General features: G+C 64.4%; 13 protein-coding genes. 7 read left to right on the top strand and 6 right to left on the bottom strand.

Going from position 1 to position 15,132, the window contains the following annotated elements; all coding sequences use genetic code 11:
* Positions 1 to 1,293, bottom strand: a 1,293-nt coding sequence (locus CYR32_RS04440) for an NAD-dependent succinate-semialdehyde dehydrogenase (protein WP_101822999.1), incomplete at its 3' end; no start/stop codon positions are given.
* A gap of 8 nt (positions 1,294 to 1,301) precedes the next feature.
* Positions 1,302 to 2,573 (bottom strand): 4-aminobutyrate--2-oxoglutarate transaminase, encoded by a 1,272-nt coding sequence (locus tag CYR32_RS04445; RefSeq protein WP_101823001.1) that lies wholly within the window; start codon positions 2,571 to 2,573, stop codon positions 1,302 to 1,304.
* 115 nt (positions 2,574 to 2,688) lie between these two features.
* Here CYR32_RS04445 and pdxR point away from each other — a divergent pair, with 115 nt between their 5' ends.
* From pdxR to CYR32_RS04460, 3 genes are all read left to right on the top strand, one after another.
* The gene (gene pdxR / locus CYR32_RS04450; protein ID WP_101823003.1) at positions 2,689 to 4,212 is read left to right on the top strand and encodes a MocR-like pyridoxine biosynthesis transcription factor PdxR; all 1,524 of its coding nucleotides are present in this window, start codon (positions 2,689 to 2,691) and stop codon (positions 4,210 to 4,212) included.
* A gap of 15 nt (positions 4,213 to 4,227) precedes the next feature.
* A complete protein-coding gene (locus CYR32_RS04455; RefSeq protein ID WP_101823005.1) occupies positions 4,228 to 5,058 on the top strand; it encodes an AraC family transcriptional regulator in 831 nt (276 codons plus the stop codon).
* A gap of 99 nt (positions 5,059 to 5,157) precedes the next feature.
* The gene (locus tag CYR32_RS04460; RefSeq protein ID WP_101823007.1) at positions 5,158 to 6,105 is read left to right on the top strand and encodes a DMT family transporter; all 948 of its coding nucleotides are present in this window, start codon (positions 5,158 to 5,160) and stop codon (positions 6,103 to 6,105) included.
* Between the two features lie 15 nt (positions 6,106 to 6,120).
* Here the strand turns inward: CYR32_RS04460 and copM are convergent, their stop codons facing one another.
* The 3 genes from copM to CYR32_RS04475 form a co-directional block, all read right to left on the bottom strand.
* Positions 6,121 to 6,477, bottom strand: a complete 357-nt coding sequence (gene copM / locus CYR32_RS04465) for a CopM family metallochaperone (protein WP_101823009.1) — start codon at positions 6,475 to 6,477, stop codon at positions 6,121 to 6,123.
* A 71-nt stretch (positions 6,478 to 6,548) separates the two neighbouring features.
* Entirely contained in the window at positions 6,549 to 7,805 is a 1,257-nt protein-coding gene (locus tag CYR32_RS04470; protein WP_101823011.1) for a Gfo/Idh/MocA family protein, read from the bottom strand.
* A gap of 123 nt (positions 7,806 to 7,928) precedes the next feature.
* Positions 7,929 to 10,058 carry a putative bifunctional diguanylate cyclase/phosphodiesterase gene (locus CYR32_RS04475; RefSeq protein WP_101823013.1) on the bottom strand — a complete coding sequence of 710 codons (2,130 nt, stop codon included), beginning with the start codon at positions 10,056 to 10,058 and terminating at the stop codon, positions 7,929 to 7,931.
* A gap of 423 nt (positions 10,059 to 10,481) precedes the next feature.
* Here CYR32_RS04475 and CYR32_RS04480 point away from each other — a divergent pair, with 423 nt between their 5' ends.
* Positions 10,482 to 11,150 carry a glutathione S-transferase family protein gene (locus CYR32_RS04480; protein WP_101823016.1) on the top strand — a complete coding sequence of 223 codons (669 nt, stop codon included), beginning with the start codon at positions 10,482 to 10,484 and terminating at the stop codon, positions 11,148 to 11,150.
* A gap of 65 nt (positions 11,151 to 11,215) precedes the next feature.
* Here the strand turns inward: CYR32_RS04480 and CYR32_RS21640 are convergent, their stop codons facing one another.
* Entirely contained in the window at positions 11,216 to 11,359 is a 144-nt protein-coding gene (locus tag CYR32_RS21640; RefSeq protein WP_165698180.1) for a hypothetical protein, read from the bottom strand.
* A gap of 78 nt (positions 11,360 to 11,437) precedes the next feature.
* On the opposite strand from CYR32_RS21640, the gene CYR32_RS04485 reads away from it, so the two are divergent.
* The 3 genes from CYR32_RS04485 to CYR32_RS04495 all read left to right on the top strand — a co-directional run bounded on the left by CYR32_RS04485 (position 11,438) and on the right by CYR32_RS04495 (position 15,108).
* Positions 11,438 to 11,641, top strand: coding sequence for a hypothetical protein (locus tag CYR32_RS04485; RefSeq protein WP_146000667.1), 204 nt, complete (start codon positions 11,438 to 11,440; stop codon positions 11,639 to 11,641).
* 254 nt (positions 11,642 to 11,895) lie between these two features.
* A complete protein-coding gene (locus CYR32_RS04490) occupies positions 11,896 to 13,263 on the top strand; it encodes an NCS2 family permease (protein WP_101823020.1) in 1,368 nt (455 codons plus the stop codon).
* Between the two features lie 195 nt (positions 13,264 to 13,458).
* Positions 13,459 to 15,108 carry a Na+/H+ antiporter gene (locus CYR32_RS04495; RefSeq protein ID WP_101823022.1) on the top strand — a complete coding sequence of 550 codons (1,650 nt, stop codon included), beginning with the start codon at positions 13,459 to 13,461 and terminating at the stop codon, positions 15,106 to 15,108.
* The last annotated feature ends 24 nt before the right edge of the window (positions 15,109 to 15,132 follow it).

Genomic DNA, 15,132 nt, shown 5'->3' on the forward strand with positions numbered 1-15,132 from the left:
CGCCTCGCTGACCCGCCACTGGCGGTTGGCGTCGCGGGTGTAGAAGTAGGCGGCGAGGCCGAATTCGCTGTCGTTGGCGTAGCGCACCGCCTCCTCTTCCGTATCAAACGGGATCAGCGCCGCCAGCGGGCCGAAGGTCTCCTCATGGGCGACGCGCATGGAAGGCGTCACGCCGGTGAGGATGGTCGGCTGGAAGAAGGTGCCGCCCAGGGCGTGCAGGTTACCGCCGGTCACCAGCGTCGCCCCCTGTTGGCAGGCGTCATCGATATGCTGCTGCACCTTGGCGACGGCGGCGTCGTCAATCAGCGGCCCCTGCTGGCTTGCGGCGTCCCGGCCGTCCCCGACCTGCAACTGCGCCACGGCGTCGGTGAGGTGGCGCACAATCTCCGGGTAAATACCGCGCTGCACATAGATGCGGTTGGCGCAGACGCAGGTCTGCCCGCTGTTGCGGAACTTGCTCGCCATGATGCCCTGCACCGCGGCCACCGGGTCGGCGTCGTCGAACACCAGGAACGGTGCGTTGCCGCCCAGCTCCAGCGAGAGCTTTTTAATCGTCGGCGCGCACTGTGCCATCAGCAGGCGGCCCACTTCCGTGGAGCCGGTAAAGCTCAGTTTGCGGATGACCGGGCTGGCGCAGAGCGTCTTGCCGACGGCCACCGCATCGCCCTGCACATGGATCAGCAGGTCATCCGGCAGCCCGGCGCGGCGCGCCAGGTTCTCCAGCGCGAAGGCGGTGAGCGGCGTCTGTTCCGCCGGTTTGACGATCATCGCGCAGCCCGCGGCCAGCGCCGGGGCGGCTTTGCGGGTGATCATCGCCGCCGGGAAGTTCCACGGGGTGATGGCGGCGCAGACGCCCACCGGCTGCTTGAGTACCAGAATGCGCTGGTGCGTCTGCGGCGGGGTAATCACGTCACCCTGCACCCGGCGCGCCTCTTCGGCAAACCAGCGGATAAAGGAGGCGGCATAGGTAATCTCGCCGCGCGCCTCGGCCAGCGGTTTGCCCTGCTCAGCCGTCAGGATCGCCGCCAGCGCGTCGCGCTCGGCCAGAATCGCCTGATACCAGGCGAGCAGGGTGTCAGCACGCGCCAGCGCGGTCTGCGCTTTCCACGCCTGTTGGGCCTGTGCGGCGCGCTGGATGGCGGCCTCCACGTCGGCGGCGTCCTGCTGTTTGACCCACGCCAGCACAGTGCCGCGCGACGGGTCAGTGACTTCAATAAACCCGGCCGGGGCGGGCTGGTTGGCTTCCGGCTGGCGAACCAGCGGGTGGTCGAGTAACGGATGCAATGCGATCATCGGGGGCCTCAACGTACGGTCAGGGAGTGGCTGAGAATATCCATCGCCTGCTGGAACTGGGCGTCCGGGATGGTCAGCGGGTAGAGGAAACGGATCACGTTGCCGTGCTGGCCGCAGGAGAGCAGCAGCAGCCCGGCGTCCATCGCCCGCTGCTGGACGGCGGCGCACAGCGCCTTGTCCGGCGCGCCGGTGGCCGGGTCGCAGAACTCCACCGCAATCATCGAGCCGAGGCCGCGGATGTCGGCAATCGCCGGGTTCTGCTGCTGCGCCAGGCCCAGCACTTCGCGCAGGTGCTGGCCGAGGTGTTCGGCGCGCTCACAGAGGTTCTCCTCCTGGATCACATCCAGCACCGCATGGGCGGAAGCGATCGCCAGCGGGTTACCGGCGTAGGTGCCGCCCAGCCCGCCGGGGGCCGGGGCGTCCATCACTTCGGCACGGCCGCAGACGCCGGAAAGCGGCAGGCCGCCCGCCAGGCTTTTCGCCATGGTGATCAGATCCGCTTTCACCTCCGGGAAGTGCTCCATCGCGAAGAGTTTGCCGGTGCGGGCGAAGCCGCTCTGTACCTCATCGGCGATCAGCAGGATGCCGTGCTGGTCGCACAGGACGCGCAGTTCACGCAGGAACGCGGCCGGCACCGGGCGGAAACCGCCTTCGCCCTGAACCGGCTCGAGGATAATCGCCGCCACCTGATCGGGCGCGATGTCACAGCTGAAAAGCTGGTCGATGCTCGCCAGCGCCTCTTCCACGCTTACGCCGTGCTGCTCGCTCGGGAAGCGGGCGTGGAACACCGACGGCGGCATCGGGCCGAAATCACGTTTGTAGGGGGCCACTTTGCCGGTCATCGCCATGGTCATCATGGTGCGGCCGTGGAAAGCGGCGGTGAAAGCGATCACCCCTGGGCGGCCGGTGTGGGCGCGGGCAATTTTCACCGCGTTTTCCACCGCTTCCGCGCCGGTGGTGAAGAAGGTGGTTTTCGCCGGGCCGCTGATCGGGGCCAGCGCGTTGATGCGCTCCGCCAGGGCGACGTAACTCTCATAAGGCACCACCTGATAGGCGGTGTGGGTGAAGGCGTTGAGCTGCTTTTCGACGGCTGAGATGATTTTCGGGTGGCGGTGGCCGGTGTTCAGCACCGCGATGCCTGCCGCGAAGTCGATCCACTGATTGCCCTCTTCATCCCACAGGGTGGCGTTCTCAGCACGGTTTACAAAAAAGTTACACATGACACCGACGCCACGCGGGGTAGCGGCGGCTTTTCTGTCATTAAGTTGCTGATGTTTCATGGCATTCTCCAGGGGCGGGCAGGGCCGCCGAAATAACGTGCATCAATGTTGTTAATTAGTAGCAGGGTCTATTAACATCAGGCGAGAGCCACTTAACGAAAACGGAGAGGGCCAATTGCGATCTTTACACGCGGATCTGCTTTTACAGCGTTTGCAGCTCACCACCGGCGGCCAGCTGCGGTTACGGGTCTGCCAGTGCCTGCGCACGGCGATTGCCGACGGCAGCATCCCGCCCGGCAGCCGCCTGCCCGCCACGCGGGATCTGGCGCGGGAGCTGGGGGTGTCACGCAACACCGTGCTCTACGCCTACGAGCAGTTGCAGGCGGAGGGCTATTTGCAGGCGAAAACCGGCAGCGGTACCTCGGTGGCGGAGATCCTGCCCGACAGCTACCTTATGGCCACCACCGGCCAGCCCGGCAGGCCGCACCGCTATGTGGAGGAGATGGAGCTGTCGCGGCGCGGCAGCAAACTCATGGGCTACGCCAACGCCTCGCCGCACCAGTGGGGCGCGTTTGTGCCCGGCGTGCCGGATGTGCGCGAGTTCCCGCACGCGCTGTTCAGTTCGATCCAGCGGCGCATCAACCGCGACCCGCTGCACCACCACCTCACCTATAGCCACCAGGGCGGCAGCTATGAGCTGCAACAGGAGTTGGTGGAGTACCTGCGCGTGACGCGATCGGTGCAGTGCGAGGTGGATCAGATCCTGATCACCGAAGGCACCCACCAGGGGATCGACCTGATCGCCAAAATGCTTTGCGATCCAGGGGATCGCGTCTGGTTCGAGGAGCCGGGCTACTGGGGGGCGCGCAATATCCTGCGCATCAACGGCGCGGACATTCTGCCGGTGCGGGTAGACCAGCACGGCATGGTGCCGCTGGCGGGCGGCAAGGGGCCGCCGCCGAAGCTGATTTTCGTCACGCCGTCGCACCAGTACCCGCTGGGCGCGGTGATGAGCCTGCCGCGCCGCAAGCAGCTTCTGGCGCTGGCGCGGGAGCAGGGGAGCTGGATCATCGAGGATGACTACGACAGCGAATTCCGCTTCGCCGGCAACCCGATCCCGGCGTTGCAGGGGCTGGAGCCGGACGCGCCGGTGATCTACCTCGGCACCTTCAGCAAAACCCTCTACCCGGCGTTGCGCATCGGCTACATGGTGTTGCCGAAACCGCTGGCGGCGGCGATGAAGCTGGCCTGTGCCGAGCTTTACCGCGGCGGCCATTTCCTGATCCAGACCGCGCTGGCGCAGTTTATGCGCGAAGGGCACTACAACGCCCACATCCGCCGGATGCGCCTGCTCTACGGCCGCCGCCGCGCTTACCTGGTGTCGCTGATTACCCGCTACCTCGGCCCGGAGTTTCTGCACGCCTATGACCATGACGCCGGGCTGCATCTGGTGCTGGTGCTGCCGAAAGGGTGTGACGACGTGAAAATCGCCGCCCATGCGCTGCGGCGCGGCGTCAGCGTGCGGCCGCTGTCGCAATATTTTATGCACCGCCAGTCGATGCGCGGGCTGCTGCTGGGCTTCGCCTGTGTGGAGGAGAGCGCGATGCTGCCGGCGTTTAACGTGCTGCGGGAGAGTTTGATCAGGGCCGGGCTGTGTCCGGCGGAGCCACATCCGGCTAATGTATTATCCTCAGGCTGAACAGGGGAGGCGGGCGTGCAGGGCGTTCCAGAGCAATTTGAGTACGAGACCGACCGGGCGCAGTTCCGGCAGCTTTCCGGCGTGGAGGGCGTCGAGCTGTACCGGGCGCATATCAGCCGCCATGTGTTTGAGCCGCATACCCACGAGGCGTTCGGCATCGGCACCATTGAGGCGGGGGCGGAGCGTTTCCGTTACCGCGGTGCGCAACATGTGGCGGGGCCTGGCTCACTGGTGCTGATGAACCCGGACGAACTGCACACCGGCCAGGCGGAAACCGAGGAGGGCTGGCGTTACCGGATGATCTACCTCGACCCGGCCCGGCTGGCGGCGATCGCCGGTGAGCCGGGCTGGTGGTTCAGTAACGAGGCGGTGCGCCGCGATCCGCACACCGCGCAACAGCTGGGCATGACGCTGGCGGCGCTCTGGCAGGCGGAAGATACCTTAACGGCGGACGGCCTGCTGCTGTCGCTGGTGGATCTGCTGCGGCCGCACGCCCGCAGGCCGTTGCCCGCGCGCCCGGATGCACCGCACCGGTTTGACCGGGTAAAAGCCTGCCTGCATGCCCGTTTCGCCGACCCCCTGACGCTGGCGGAGCTGGCGGCGGAGGCGGGGCTCAGCCCTTACCACTTCCAGCGCCAGTTCAAGGCGCATTTCCACGTCACGCCGCACCAGATGCTGATGGCGATCCGCCTCTACCGCGCCAAGCTGCTGCTGGCCGCCGGCGTCAGCGCCGCGCAGGTGGCCGCCGACGTCGGCCTCACCGACCAGGCGCACCTGACCCGCGCCTTCGCCAACCGCTACGGCGTAACCCCGGTGCGTTACCAGCGGGCGGTGGCGCAACGCTGAGGCCGTTGCGCACGCCGGTCGCATTGCGCAAGCTGGTACAATACCGGCCGCGCCGCCTGCGCTAAGGTCACGGTTTTCACGCGGGAGCAGTGGTTTATTATGATGGCAGGTGTCCTTTTTGCCCTGGCCGCAGGGCTGATGTGGGGGCTGATCTTTGTCGGCCCGCTGGTGGTGCCGGAGTACCCGGCGATGTTGCAGTCGGCCGGGCGCTACGTCGCCTTCGGGCTGATTGCGCTGCCGCTGGCGTGGTTTGACCGCCGCCGGTTGCGGCAACTGACGCGCGGCGACTGGGTGGAGGCGTGCAAACTCAGCGCGGTGGGGAACCTGCTCTACTACGTCTGCCTGGCGGGGGCGATCCAGCGCACCGGCGCACCCATCTCCACCATGATCATCGGCACCCTGCCGGTGGTGATCGCTGTCTCCGCCAACCTGTTTTACGGGCGGCATGAGGGGCGGCTGGCGTGGCACCGGCTGCTGCCGTCACTGCTGCTGATCGGGGCCGGGCTGTGCCTGGTGAATATCGCGGAGTTGCGCAGCGGCGGCGGCCCCACCGACATCGGGCGTTACCTGAGCGGCATCGGGCTGGCGCTGGTGGCGCTGGTCTGCTGGACGTGGTACCCGTTGCGCAATGCGCGCTGGATGCGGTCACACCCGCAACACCGCGCCGGTACCTGGGCCACGGCGCAGGGGCTGGCGGTGCTGCCGATGGCGCTGGTGGCCTATGCGCTGGCCTGCGGGCAGATGGCACTGACCAACGGCCCGTTCCCGCTGCCGTTCGGCCCGCGGCCGGGGCTGTTTATCGCGCTGATGGCGGCAATTGGCCTCTTCTGCTCCTGGCTCGGTACGCTCTGCTGGAGTGAGGCGAGCCAGCGGCTGCCGACGGTGCTGGTCGGGCCGTTGATTGTGTTTGAGATCCTGGCCGGGCTGGCCTACACCTTCCTGCTGCGCCAGAGCTGGCCGCCAGTGCTGACGCTGTGCGGCATCGCCTGCCTGATGATTGGGGTCATCAGCGCCATGCGCATCAAGCCGGAACCGCTGCCGGCCTGATGCGCAAAAGGGGGGTTATTTGGCGGGGTGCTCAGCAAGCCAGCGCTGCATCCGTTCAATCTCCGGCTGCTGCGCCGCGATGATCTCCTGCGCCAGTTTGCGCATCGCCGGGTCTTTGCCATATTTCAGCTCGGTGTTCGCCATGTCGATCGCCCCCTGATGGTGGGCGATCATCCCTTGCGCAAAGGCGATGTCCGGGTCGCTGGATTTCACCGCCTGCATCATGTCGCCATGCATGGCATTCATGCCGTTCTCATACGCCTGTTGCGAGGCGGACGCCGTGCCGCTGTGGTCATTGTGTGCGGCAGGGGCGGCACAGGCAACCAGCGGGGCCAGCAGCAGGCCCGCGGCCCAGGCTCGGTAACTACGCATCTTCTCTTCCTCATGTGAATGGGTTCGCCCTTCAAGGTAAACCTTGCCCTAAGGGCAAGGTCAAGGGCGGCTCACTCTTTCTGTGCGGCGGTGACGTGCAGATCGTTATGCTCCAGCGTTACCGGCCGCCCCTCCTGTGCCGAACGGTAGATCGCCTCGATAAAGATCTGATCCTGCAACCCCTCTTCGCCGGGCGTGCGCGGTGCGCGGTCGTTGCGCACGCAGTCGGCAAAGTGTTCAATCTCCAGCACAAACTGCGGCCCGGCGCTGAGTTTGCGCTCCTCCAGCGATTGCGCCTCGCCCTTGCGTTGCGCCACCGTCAGCCGCTGGCCGCTGTAAGCGAAGGCGTTGTCGAGTTTGACCCAGCCGTTTTCCAGCCGCACCGTCATCTCTTTGCCCTCGTGGGCCCCGTAGCTGGTGACGCAGTGCGCAATCACCCCGGAGCGGAAGCGCAACACGAAGCTGATGGTCTCCTCCACCTCAGCGTAGCGCGGGTCGCCGGTGGGGTTGACGGCCTGGGCATAGACCTCGATCGGGTTCTCGGCCAGCATCATGCGCACGCCGTTCAGGCAGTAGAGGCCGATGTCCGGCAGCGCGCCGCCGCCCGCCAGCCCCGCTTTAAAGCGCCACTGGCCGTCCGGCCCCATCATCTGCACGTTGGTGGCCTCAATGATGCGCGGCCGCCCCAGCTCGCCGGACTGCACCAGCCGCGCCGCCTCTTTGTTGAAGGCATCGAACTGGCAGCGGTAGGCGATCATCAGCTTCACCCCGGCCTGTTGGCAGGCATCGATCATCTCCTGCGCCTCCCGGGAGGTGTTGGCCATCGGCTTTTCGCACAGCACATGCTTCCCGGCGGCGGCCGCCGCCAGCACATGGTCGCGGTGCAGGCCGTTAGGGGTGACGATGTAGACCGCCTCAATCTCCGGGTTGTCGGCCATTTTCTGCATCTCGTCATAGCCGTAGATGGCGTCACTGCGGATGCCGTACTGGGCGGCCACGGTTTCCGCTTTCTCCCGGTAACCGGAGACTAGCGCCACCGGCCGGGCATTTTTGCTGCGGTGCAGCGCCGGGAGGATCTGGTTCAGCGTCAGCCGCCCCAGCCCGACCACCGCGAACCCGACGCGCTGCTCAGGCGGCAGCGCCACCGGCGGTGACGGCTCCGGCGTGTCCGCCGCGCCTTTCCAGTTGGGAAAAGTCACCTGCTCGCCGTCAACGCGGCCGCTGTCGATGCCGGACGGCGGCAACGGCGCACCGGCCGCCGGTAACGCATGGCCGATGGCCGTCGCCGGGCCGCGGTTCTCATAAGGAAAAGCCTGGTCATCACTCATACTTCCTCCAGTAGGGCGGGGTAAGTAGAGACTATAGACTATGGAAAAGCGGCAACGGAGGCGGGAGGAAGGCGAGACAGGCCGGGGAGCCGCCCGGCCTGTTCAGGGCACGGGCGGTCATGGTTATTTGATGTCAGCGGTTTTTACATCCTCCAGCTCGGTGGCCGGAATGACGTGGCCGGGCCAGTCGCTGCTGATGCGGTCGCCGATCTGCGCCGGGGTCATCGGGCGGCCGAGCAGGAAGCCCTGGAGGGTGTCGCAGCCCAGGCGGCTGAGGAACGCCTGCTGTTCCACGGTCTCTACCCCTTCGGCCACCACTTTCAGGTTCAGCGTCTGGCCCAGTGCAATGATGGCGGAGACGATGCTGGCATCCTCGTTATTGGTGGTCAGCTCGTTGATAAATGCCCGGTCGATTTTCAGCTCACTGGCGGGCAGCCGTTTTAAATAGAGCAGGCTGGAGTAGCCGGTGCCGAAATCATCAATCGACGCCTTGACCCCCAGATCCGTCAGCTGGTCGAGAATCGCCACGCTGACGTCCGGGTTGAGCATCGCGGTGGTCTCCGTGACCTCCAGCGTGAGTTTTTCCGCCGGGATCTGGTGGCGGGTGATGATATCCACCACTTTCTCCACCAGGTCCGGCTGCTCGAACTGCAACGCCGACAGGTTCACCGCCACGCTCCACTCCTGATGCCCCTGGCGGTGCCACTCGCTGAGCTGGCGGCACGCCTCGTTCAGCACCCATTCGCCCATCGGCAGGATAAGCCCGGTCTTCTCCGCCAGCGGCAGGAACACCGCCGGGCTGAGCATCCCGCTGCCGGGGCGCTCCCAGCGCACCAGCGCCTCGAAGCCGGACACCGGGCCGGAGGGTGCGGTGAATTTCGGCTGGTAGTGCAGGCGTAGTTCGTTGCGCTCAATCGCCAGCCGCAGGTCGTGCATCAGTTGCAATTGCTCCTGCGCATTGGCGTTCATCGATTTCTGGAAGAAGCTGTGGCTGTTGCGGCCGGAATTTTTGGTATGGTACATCGCCGCATCGGCGTTCAGCATCAGCTCCCGCTCGGTGAGCCCGTCACTGGGGTAGACGGCGATGCCGATGCTGATGGAAACCAGCAGCTCGTAGCGCGACACATTGAACGGCTGCTCAATCAGCATCACCAGCTGGGCGGCCAGCGTCGCGGCGTCGGCCGGGTCCGTTATCTCCATCAGCACCACAAATTCGTCACCGCCGAGGCGCGCCAGCGTGTCCTGCGTGCGCAGGCTGCCCTGGATACGCTCGGTCACGGCGATCAGTAACTGGTCGCCGATGTGGTGGCCGTAGGCGTCGTTCACCGCTTTGAAGCCGTCGAGATCCATAAACAGCACCGCGAACAGGGTGCCTTCGTGCTCCCCTTTCTGCAACGCCTGCTGGATACGATCTTCCAGCAGCAGCCGGTTCGGCAGCTTGGTCAGGTTGTCATGCAGCGCGAGCTGCATCAGCTCGCGGTTGGCCTGCTCCAGGGACTGCGCCAGGATCGCCGTGCGCGCCTGGAGGCGGGCGTCCAGCACCGACACCACCAGGGTGATCGCCAGCACCGCCAGCGTAAACACAATCACCACCACCGCCAGCCAGTTGGTGTTCACCCCGCCGTGGTGGGCCATGCCCGCCATGCTGCCCATCATGTGGAAGTTGGCGGCCGTCATGCCGGTGTAGTGCATCCCGACAATCGCCACGCCCATGATGATCGCCGCCAGCGCGCGCAGCAGCTTGACGTTGTTGACCTGGGTACGCAGCCGGAAGGCCATCCACAGCGCGCCTGCCGAGGCGAGCACCGCAATCACCACCGAGAGCAGCACCCAACGCAGGTCGTAGCTCATGCCCGGCATTACGCTCATCGCCGCCATGCCGGTGTAGTGCATCCCGGCGATGCCGCCGCCCATAATCAGTGAACCGGCCACCAGCCGCGGCAGGGAGAGGGCGGCGGCGGTGACAAACCAGAGGGCGAAGATCGACGAGGCGATGGCGATCAGCATCGACAAACCGGTGATCAGCGGGTCATAACTGATGGAAACCGGCAGGCTGAAGGCCAGCATGCCGATGAAATGCATCGACCAGATGCCGATGCCCATCGCCACAGAACCGCCGCCGAGCCACCAGCGGGCGGCGGCGCGGTCAGTGGTGGCGACGCGCCCCACCATGTCGAGGGCGGTATAGGACGCAAGAATAGCCACGATGAATGAGAACAGCACCAAAACATCGTTGTAACTGCTGGCAAGCATGACTTGCTCTCCAAATAACAGGGTAAGGGCAACCCTGCCCCGTTATTGCGTTGCAATGTCGGTCAGGCGATCGCCGGGAAGAATAAACATCACATCACCTTAACCATCAGGGTGTGGGCCGCGTCGTGGGGCAAAATTTTGGTTAAGTTTAATTATGTGATATTTCAAAACAGTACAGCGATATTAGCGACTTTTTCACCAACGTTAAACCAGCGTATCCGCGGTATTGCTAAACGTAACGAAAGTATAAAGTAAAAACAGTATTTATCATTAATAGGCCAAGTTTAGATGATTTTACTCGGTTGATTTGGCTTTAACCGCGATCGCCGGCGCGGGAAAGAGGCAGGGAAGGGGGGCCGGATTGACCGGGGCAGAATCAACTATAGTTACCGCTGGCCCCGTGTAATGACCCAGGAGACAGGCATGATCACCCTTCACCACCTCAATAACTCCCGTTCGCAGCGTATTTTGTGGATGCTGGAGGAGCTGGCGGTGCCCTACCAGATTGAGCGCTACCAGCGCGACCCAGACACCATGCTGGCCCCGGAGGCGCTGAAGAAGGTTCACCCGCTGGGGAAGTCCCCGGTGCTCACCGACAATGACCTGACGCTGGCGGAGTCCGGCGCGATCATTGAATACCTGCAAGAGACTTACGACGCACAGGGGCTGCTGAAACCTACCGATCACTTCGCGCGCCAGAGCTACCGCTACTGGTTGCACTATGCCGAAGGCTCGCTGATGCCGCTGCTGGTGATGAAACTGATCTTCAGCCGCCTGGGCAAGCCGCCGGTGCCGCTGCTGGCGCGGCCGATTGCCGGGGCGATTGGCAAAGGGGTGCAGAAGGCGTACCTGGACAAGCAGCTCGCCACCCACCGGGCTTACCTGGAGCAGCATCTGGCAGAGAACGCCTGGTTTGCCGGGGCGGATTTCAGCGCCGCCGATATTCAGATGAGTTTCCCGGTCGAGGGGCTGAACGCGCGGGGTGGGTTGTCCGGCTGCCCGCATCTCAGCGACTGGCTGAAGAAGGTGCAGGCGCGGCCCGCGTACCAGCAGGCGCTGAAACAGGGCGGGCCTTACCAGATCGCTGGCTGAACGGCGGAGAGCACGGGCCGGGCGGCCGCGTGGTTAACGCAGGCTGTCGTGACTGCGTTGTTTGATTAATACATTCTTTTACCGGCACCGACAAAATCCTGCCCCAGTGCGTGCAGCACGCGATGCAGCCAGGCGAAACGCGTGGCCGGTTTCGCAGGCGCTGGGGTGCGGGTGGTCTGGCCGGACGTCAGCGTCAGGGACAATTTCATGTTTCCTCCAGAGGTCAGGAAGTGCGGTAAACGTCAGGGGCATTGGGCGGCCCCGCAGTAAAGTGTGATGTGTATCACATGAAAATCCTACGCTTAACAATTCATCAGATCAATGGTTTTGTGATGAACATCACAAAAATATTGAAACCCTGTTTTATCCGGCAGGGCAGTGCCGCAGGCAGGCGTGTTGCGCAACAGATGCAGGAAATCTCCGCGCTTTCCGCTTTTTTTCTCACCGGCGAGCGATGTGATCCAGCCCGCAATTTCACCATTGCCGCTTAAATACGCAAACAACGCGAAAATGTCGCGATTCAGAGTTGAAAAAGCCCGCTGGCTCGCTGGATAATCGTTTGCCTTTTATTGTTCGCCCATTTTAATAACGTCTGGCGGGTACAAAGTTAATCGTTTGCCTTGTTTTCTGGCCTCCCTTTCAGAAAACGCGGTGCCAGGGAAGTAAACGCACGACGCCTTAACGGCATGAGGCCGTAACCACACCACGCACCGACATTCCAGGATCATTTTCAGAGGACATCAGCATGTCTAGCCATAACACCCAAGCGGGCGGCACCGTTCAGCCGACCGGCCCGCTGGATGCATTTTTCAAAATCAGCGCGCGCGGCAGCTCCGTGCGGCAAGAGGTTGTCGCCGGGCTGACCACCTTCCTGGCGATGGTTTACTCCGTCATTGTGGTGCCGGGCATGTTGGGCAAAGCGGGCTTCCCGCCGGCGGCGGTGTTCGTCGGCACCTGTCTGGTGGCGGGCATCGGCTCGCTGCTGATGGGGCTGTGGGCCAATCTGCCGCTGGCGATCGGCTGCGCCATCTCGCTGACCGCCTTCACCGCGTTCAGCCTGGTGCTCGGCCAGCACATCAGCGTGCCGGTGGCGCTGGGCGCGGTGTTCCTGATGGGGCTGCTGTTTACCCTGATCTCCGTGACCGGCATCCGCGCCTGGATTTTGCGCAACCTGCCGATGGGCGTGGCGCACGGTACCGGCATCGGCATCGGCCTGTTCCTGCTGCTGATTGCCGCCAACGGCGTCGGGCTGGTGGTGAAAAACCCGATTGACGGCCTGCCGGTGGCGCTGGGGGACTTCACCTCGTTCCCGGTGCTGATGACCTTGCTGGGCCTGGCCGCCACCATCGGGCTGGAGAAGCGCCGCGTGCCGGGCGGCATCCTGCTGGTGATTGTGGCGCTGTCGGTGATCGGGCTGATTTTCGACCCGGCGGTGAAATACCAGGGTCTGTTTGCGATGCCTTCCCTGACCGATGCCAACGGCCACTCCTCGATGTTCAGCCTCGACATCATGGGCGCGTTGCAGCCGGTGGTGCTGCCGAGCGTGCTGGCACTGGTAATGACGGCGGTATTTGACGCCACCGGCACCATCCGCGCGGTGGCCGGGCAGGCGAACCTGCTGGACAAGCAGGGCCAGATCATCAACGGCGGCAAAGCGCTGACCTCCGACTCCGTGAGCAGCATGGTGGCCGGGCTGGTGGGCGTTGCCCCGGCGGCGGTCTACATTGAATCTGCGGCCGGTACGGCTGCCGGCGGCAAAACCGGCCTCACGGCCACGGTGGTCGGTGTGCTGTTCCTGCTGATCCTGTTCCTGTCGCCGCTCTCCTACCTGGTGCCGGGCTACGCCACCGCCCCGGCGCTGATGTACGTCGGCCTGCTGATGCTGAGCAACGTCACCAAGCTGGACTTCACCGACTTTGTGGATGCGATGTCCGGCTTGCTCTGCGCGGTGTTTATCGTGCTGACCTGCAACATCGTCACCGGCATCATGCTCGGCTTCGGCGCGCTGGTGATTGGCCGGGTGATTGCCGGGGAATGGCGCAAGCTCAACGCCGGGACGGTGATCATCGCCGTCGCGCTGGCGGCGTTCTACGCCGGCGGCTGGGCGATCTGACGCGGCCACGGTGAGCAGGGGAGCCGGGCGGCTCCCCTTTTTTATGCCTGTGAATTCCCCTGCGGCGGCACATTCGCCCAAAGCGCACGCCTGGGTTTAACAGCCCGGCGGTTCTGGTCTACTATCACCCCTGCGAATGCCGGGCCGCCCGCGCCCGGCTGAAACTGATAATGATGACAAGAGCCCAAGGAACGCATGGAAATCTTTTTTACCATCCTCATTTTGATCCTGGTGGTGTCACTCTCGGGTGTCGTGACCAGAATGTTACCCTTCCAAATCCCTCTCCCCCTGATGCAGATCGCCGTCGGTGCCTTACTGGCCTGGCCCAATTTCGGCCTGCATGTCGACTTTGACCCGGAACTGTTCCTGGTGCTGTTTATCCCGCCGCTGCTGTTTGCCGACGGCTGGAAAACCCCGATGCGCGAGTTCCTGCACCACGGCCGCGAGGTGCTGGGGCTGGCGCTGATGCTGGTGCTGCTCACGGTGGTCGGCATCGGCTACCTGATCTACCTGATGGTGCCGAACATCCCGCTGGTGGCGGCGTTTGCGCTGGCGGCGGTGCTGTCGCCCACCGATGCGGTGGCGCTCTCCGGCATCGTCGGCAAGGGGCGCATCCCCAAATCGATCATGGGTGTGCTGGAGGGTGAGGCGCTGATGAATGACGCCTCCGGCCTGGTGTCACTGAAGTTCGCGATTGCGGTGGCGATGGGCACCATGGTGTTCACCGTCTCCGGTGCGACGGTGGAGTTCCTCAAGGTGGCGATAGGCGGCCTGCTGGCCGGGGTCGCGGTGACCTGGCTCTACAGTAAGTCGCTGCGCATCATGAGCCGCTGGAGCGGGGATGACCCGGCCACCCAGACGGTGTTCCTGCTGCTGCTGCCGTTCGCCTCTTACCTGATCGCCGAGCATATCGGTGTCTCCGGCATCCTGGCCGCCGTGGCCGCGGGGATGACCATCAGCCAGTCCGGCGTGATCCGCAATGCGCCGCTGGCGATGCGGCTGCGCGCCAACGGCGTCTGGTCGATGCTGGAGTTCGTGTTCAACGGCATGGTGTTCATCATGCTCGGCCTGCAGCTGCCGGGCATTCTGGAGACCTCGATCCTGATGGTCGAGAACGACCCGACCATCCCGACCTGGCAGCTCTTCGCCGATGTAGCGCTGATCTACCTGGCGCTGCTGATGCTGCGTTTTGTCTGGCTCTGGTCGATGAAAAAGCTCAGCAACCGCCTGCTGAAGAAGCGCCCGCTGATGTTCGGCAGCTACAGCACCCGCGAGCTGTGGGTGGCGTCCTTTGCCGGGGTGCGCGGGGCGATCACGCTGGCCGGTGTGCTCTCTATCCCGCTGTTCCTGCCGGATGGCGAAGCCTTCCCGTCACGTTACCAGCTGGTGTTCCTGGCCGCGGGGGTGATCCTCTTCTCGCTGATCGCCGGGGTGATTGCACTGCCGTTCCTGCTGCGCGGGGTGAAAACGGTGGATAAATCGGCCTATAAGCAGGAAGAGCACATGGCGCGCGCCGTGGCCGCCGAAGTGGCGATTGAGAGCCTGCACAAGATGGAGGAGCGCATCGCCGCCGATGCCGAAGAGAACATCGACGAGCAGACGGTGCGCGAGGTCAGCTCGCGGGTGATCGGCAACCTGCGCCGCCGCACCTACAACAAAGACGATATGGAAAGCATGCTGGTGGTGGAGAACCTCGAGCGCCGCTTCCGCCTCAGCGCCCTGCGTGCTGAGCGCGCCGAGCTTTACCACCTGCGCGCCACCCAGCGCATCAGCAACGAGACGCTGCAAAAACTGCTGCACGACCTCGACCTGCTGGAAGCGCTGCTGGTGGAAAAAGAGGTGTGACCCACGCGGCGCGGCGACCCGGCC

It is taken from the genome of Chimaeribacter coloradensis (assembly GCF_002858715.1).
In the GTDB taxonomy this organism is placed as follows: Bacteria; Pseudomonadota; Gammaproteobacteria; order Enterobacterales; family Enterobacteriaceae; genus Chimaeribacter; species Chimaeribacter coloradensis.

Coding starts and splice junctions, on each gene's coding strand:
- CYR32_RS04445 (WP_101823001.1), bottom strand. CDS start 2,573: ATGAAACATCAGCAACTTAATGACAGAAAAGCCGCCGCTACCCCGCGT.
- CYR32_RS04460 (WP_101823007.1), top strand. CDS start 5,158: ATGATGGCAGGTGTCCTTTTTGCCCTGGCCGCAGGGCTGATGTGGGGG.
- copM (WP_101823009.1), bottom strand. CDS start 6,477: ATGCGTAGTTACCGAGCCTGGGCCGCGGGCCTGCTGCTGGCCCCGCTG.
- CYR32_RS04470 (WP_101823011.1), bottom strand. CDS start 7,805: ATGAGTGATGACCAGGCTTTTCCTTATGAGAACCGCGGCCCGGCGACG.
- CYR32_RS04475 (WP_101823013.1), bottom strand. CDS start 10,058: ATGCTTGCCAGCAGTTACAACGATGTTTTGGTGCTGTTCTCATTCATC.
- CYR32_RS04480 (WP_101823016.1), top strand. CDS start 10,482: ATGATCACCCTTCACCACCTCAATAACTCCCGTTCGCAGCGTATTTTG.
- CYR32_RS21640 (WP_165698180.1), bottom strand. CDS start 11,359: ATGAAATTGTCCCTGACGCTGACGTCCGGCCAGACCACCCGCACCCCA.
- CYR32_RS04485 (WP_146000667.1), top strand. CDS start 11,438: ATGAAAATCCTACGCTTAACAATTCATCAGATCAATGGTTTTGTGATG.
- CYR32_RS04490 (WP_101823020.1), top strand. CDS start 11,896: ATGTCTAGCCATAACACCCAAGCGGGCGGCACCGTTCAGCCGACCGGC.
- CYR32_RS04495 (WP_101823022.1), top strand. CDS start 13,459: ATGGAAATCTTTTTTACCATCCTCATTTTGATCCTGGTGGTGTCACTC.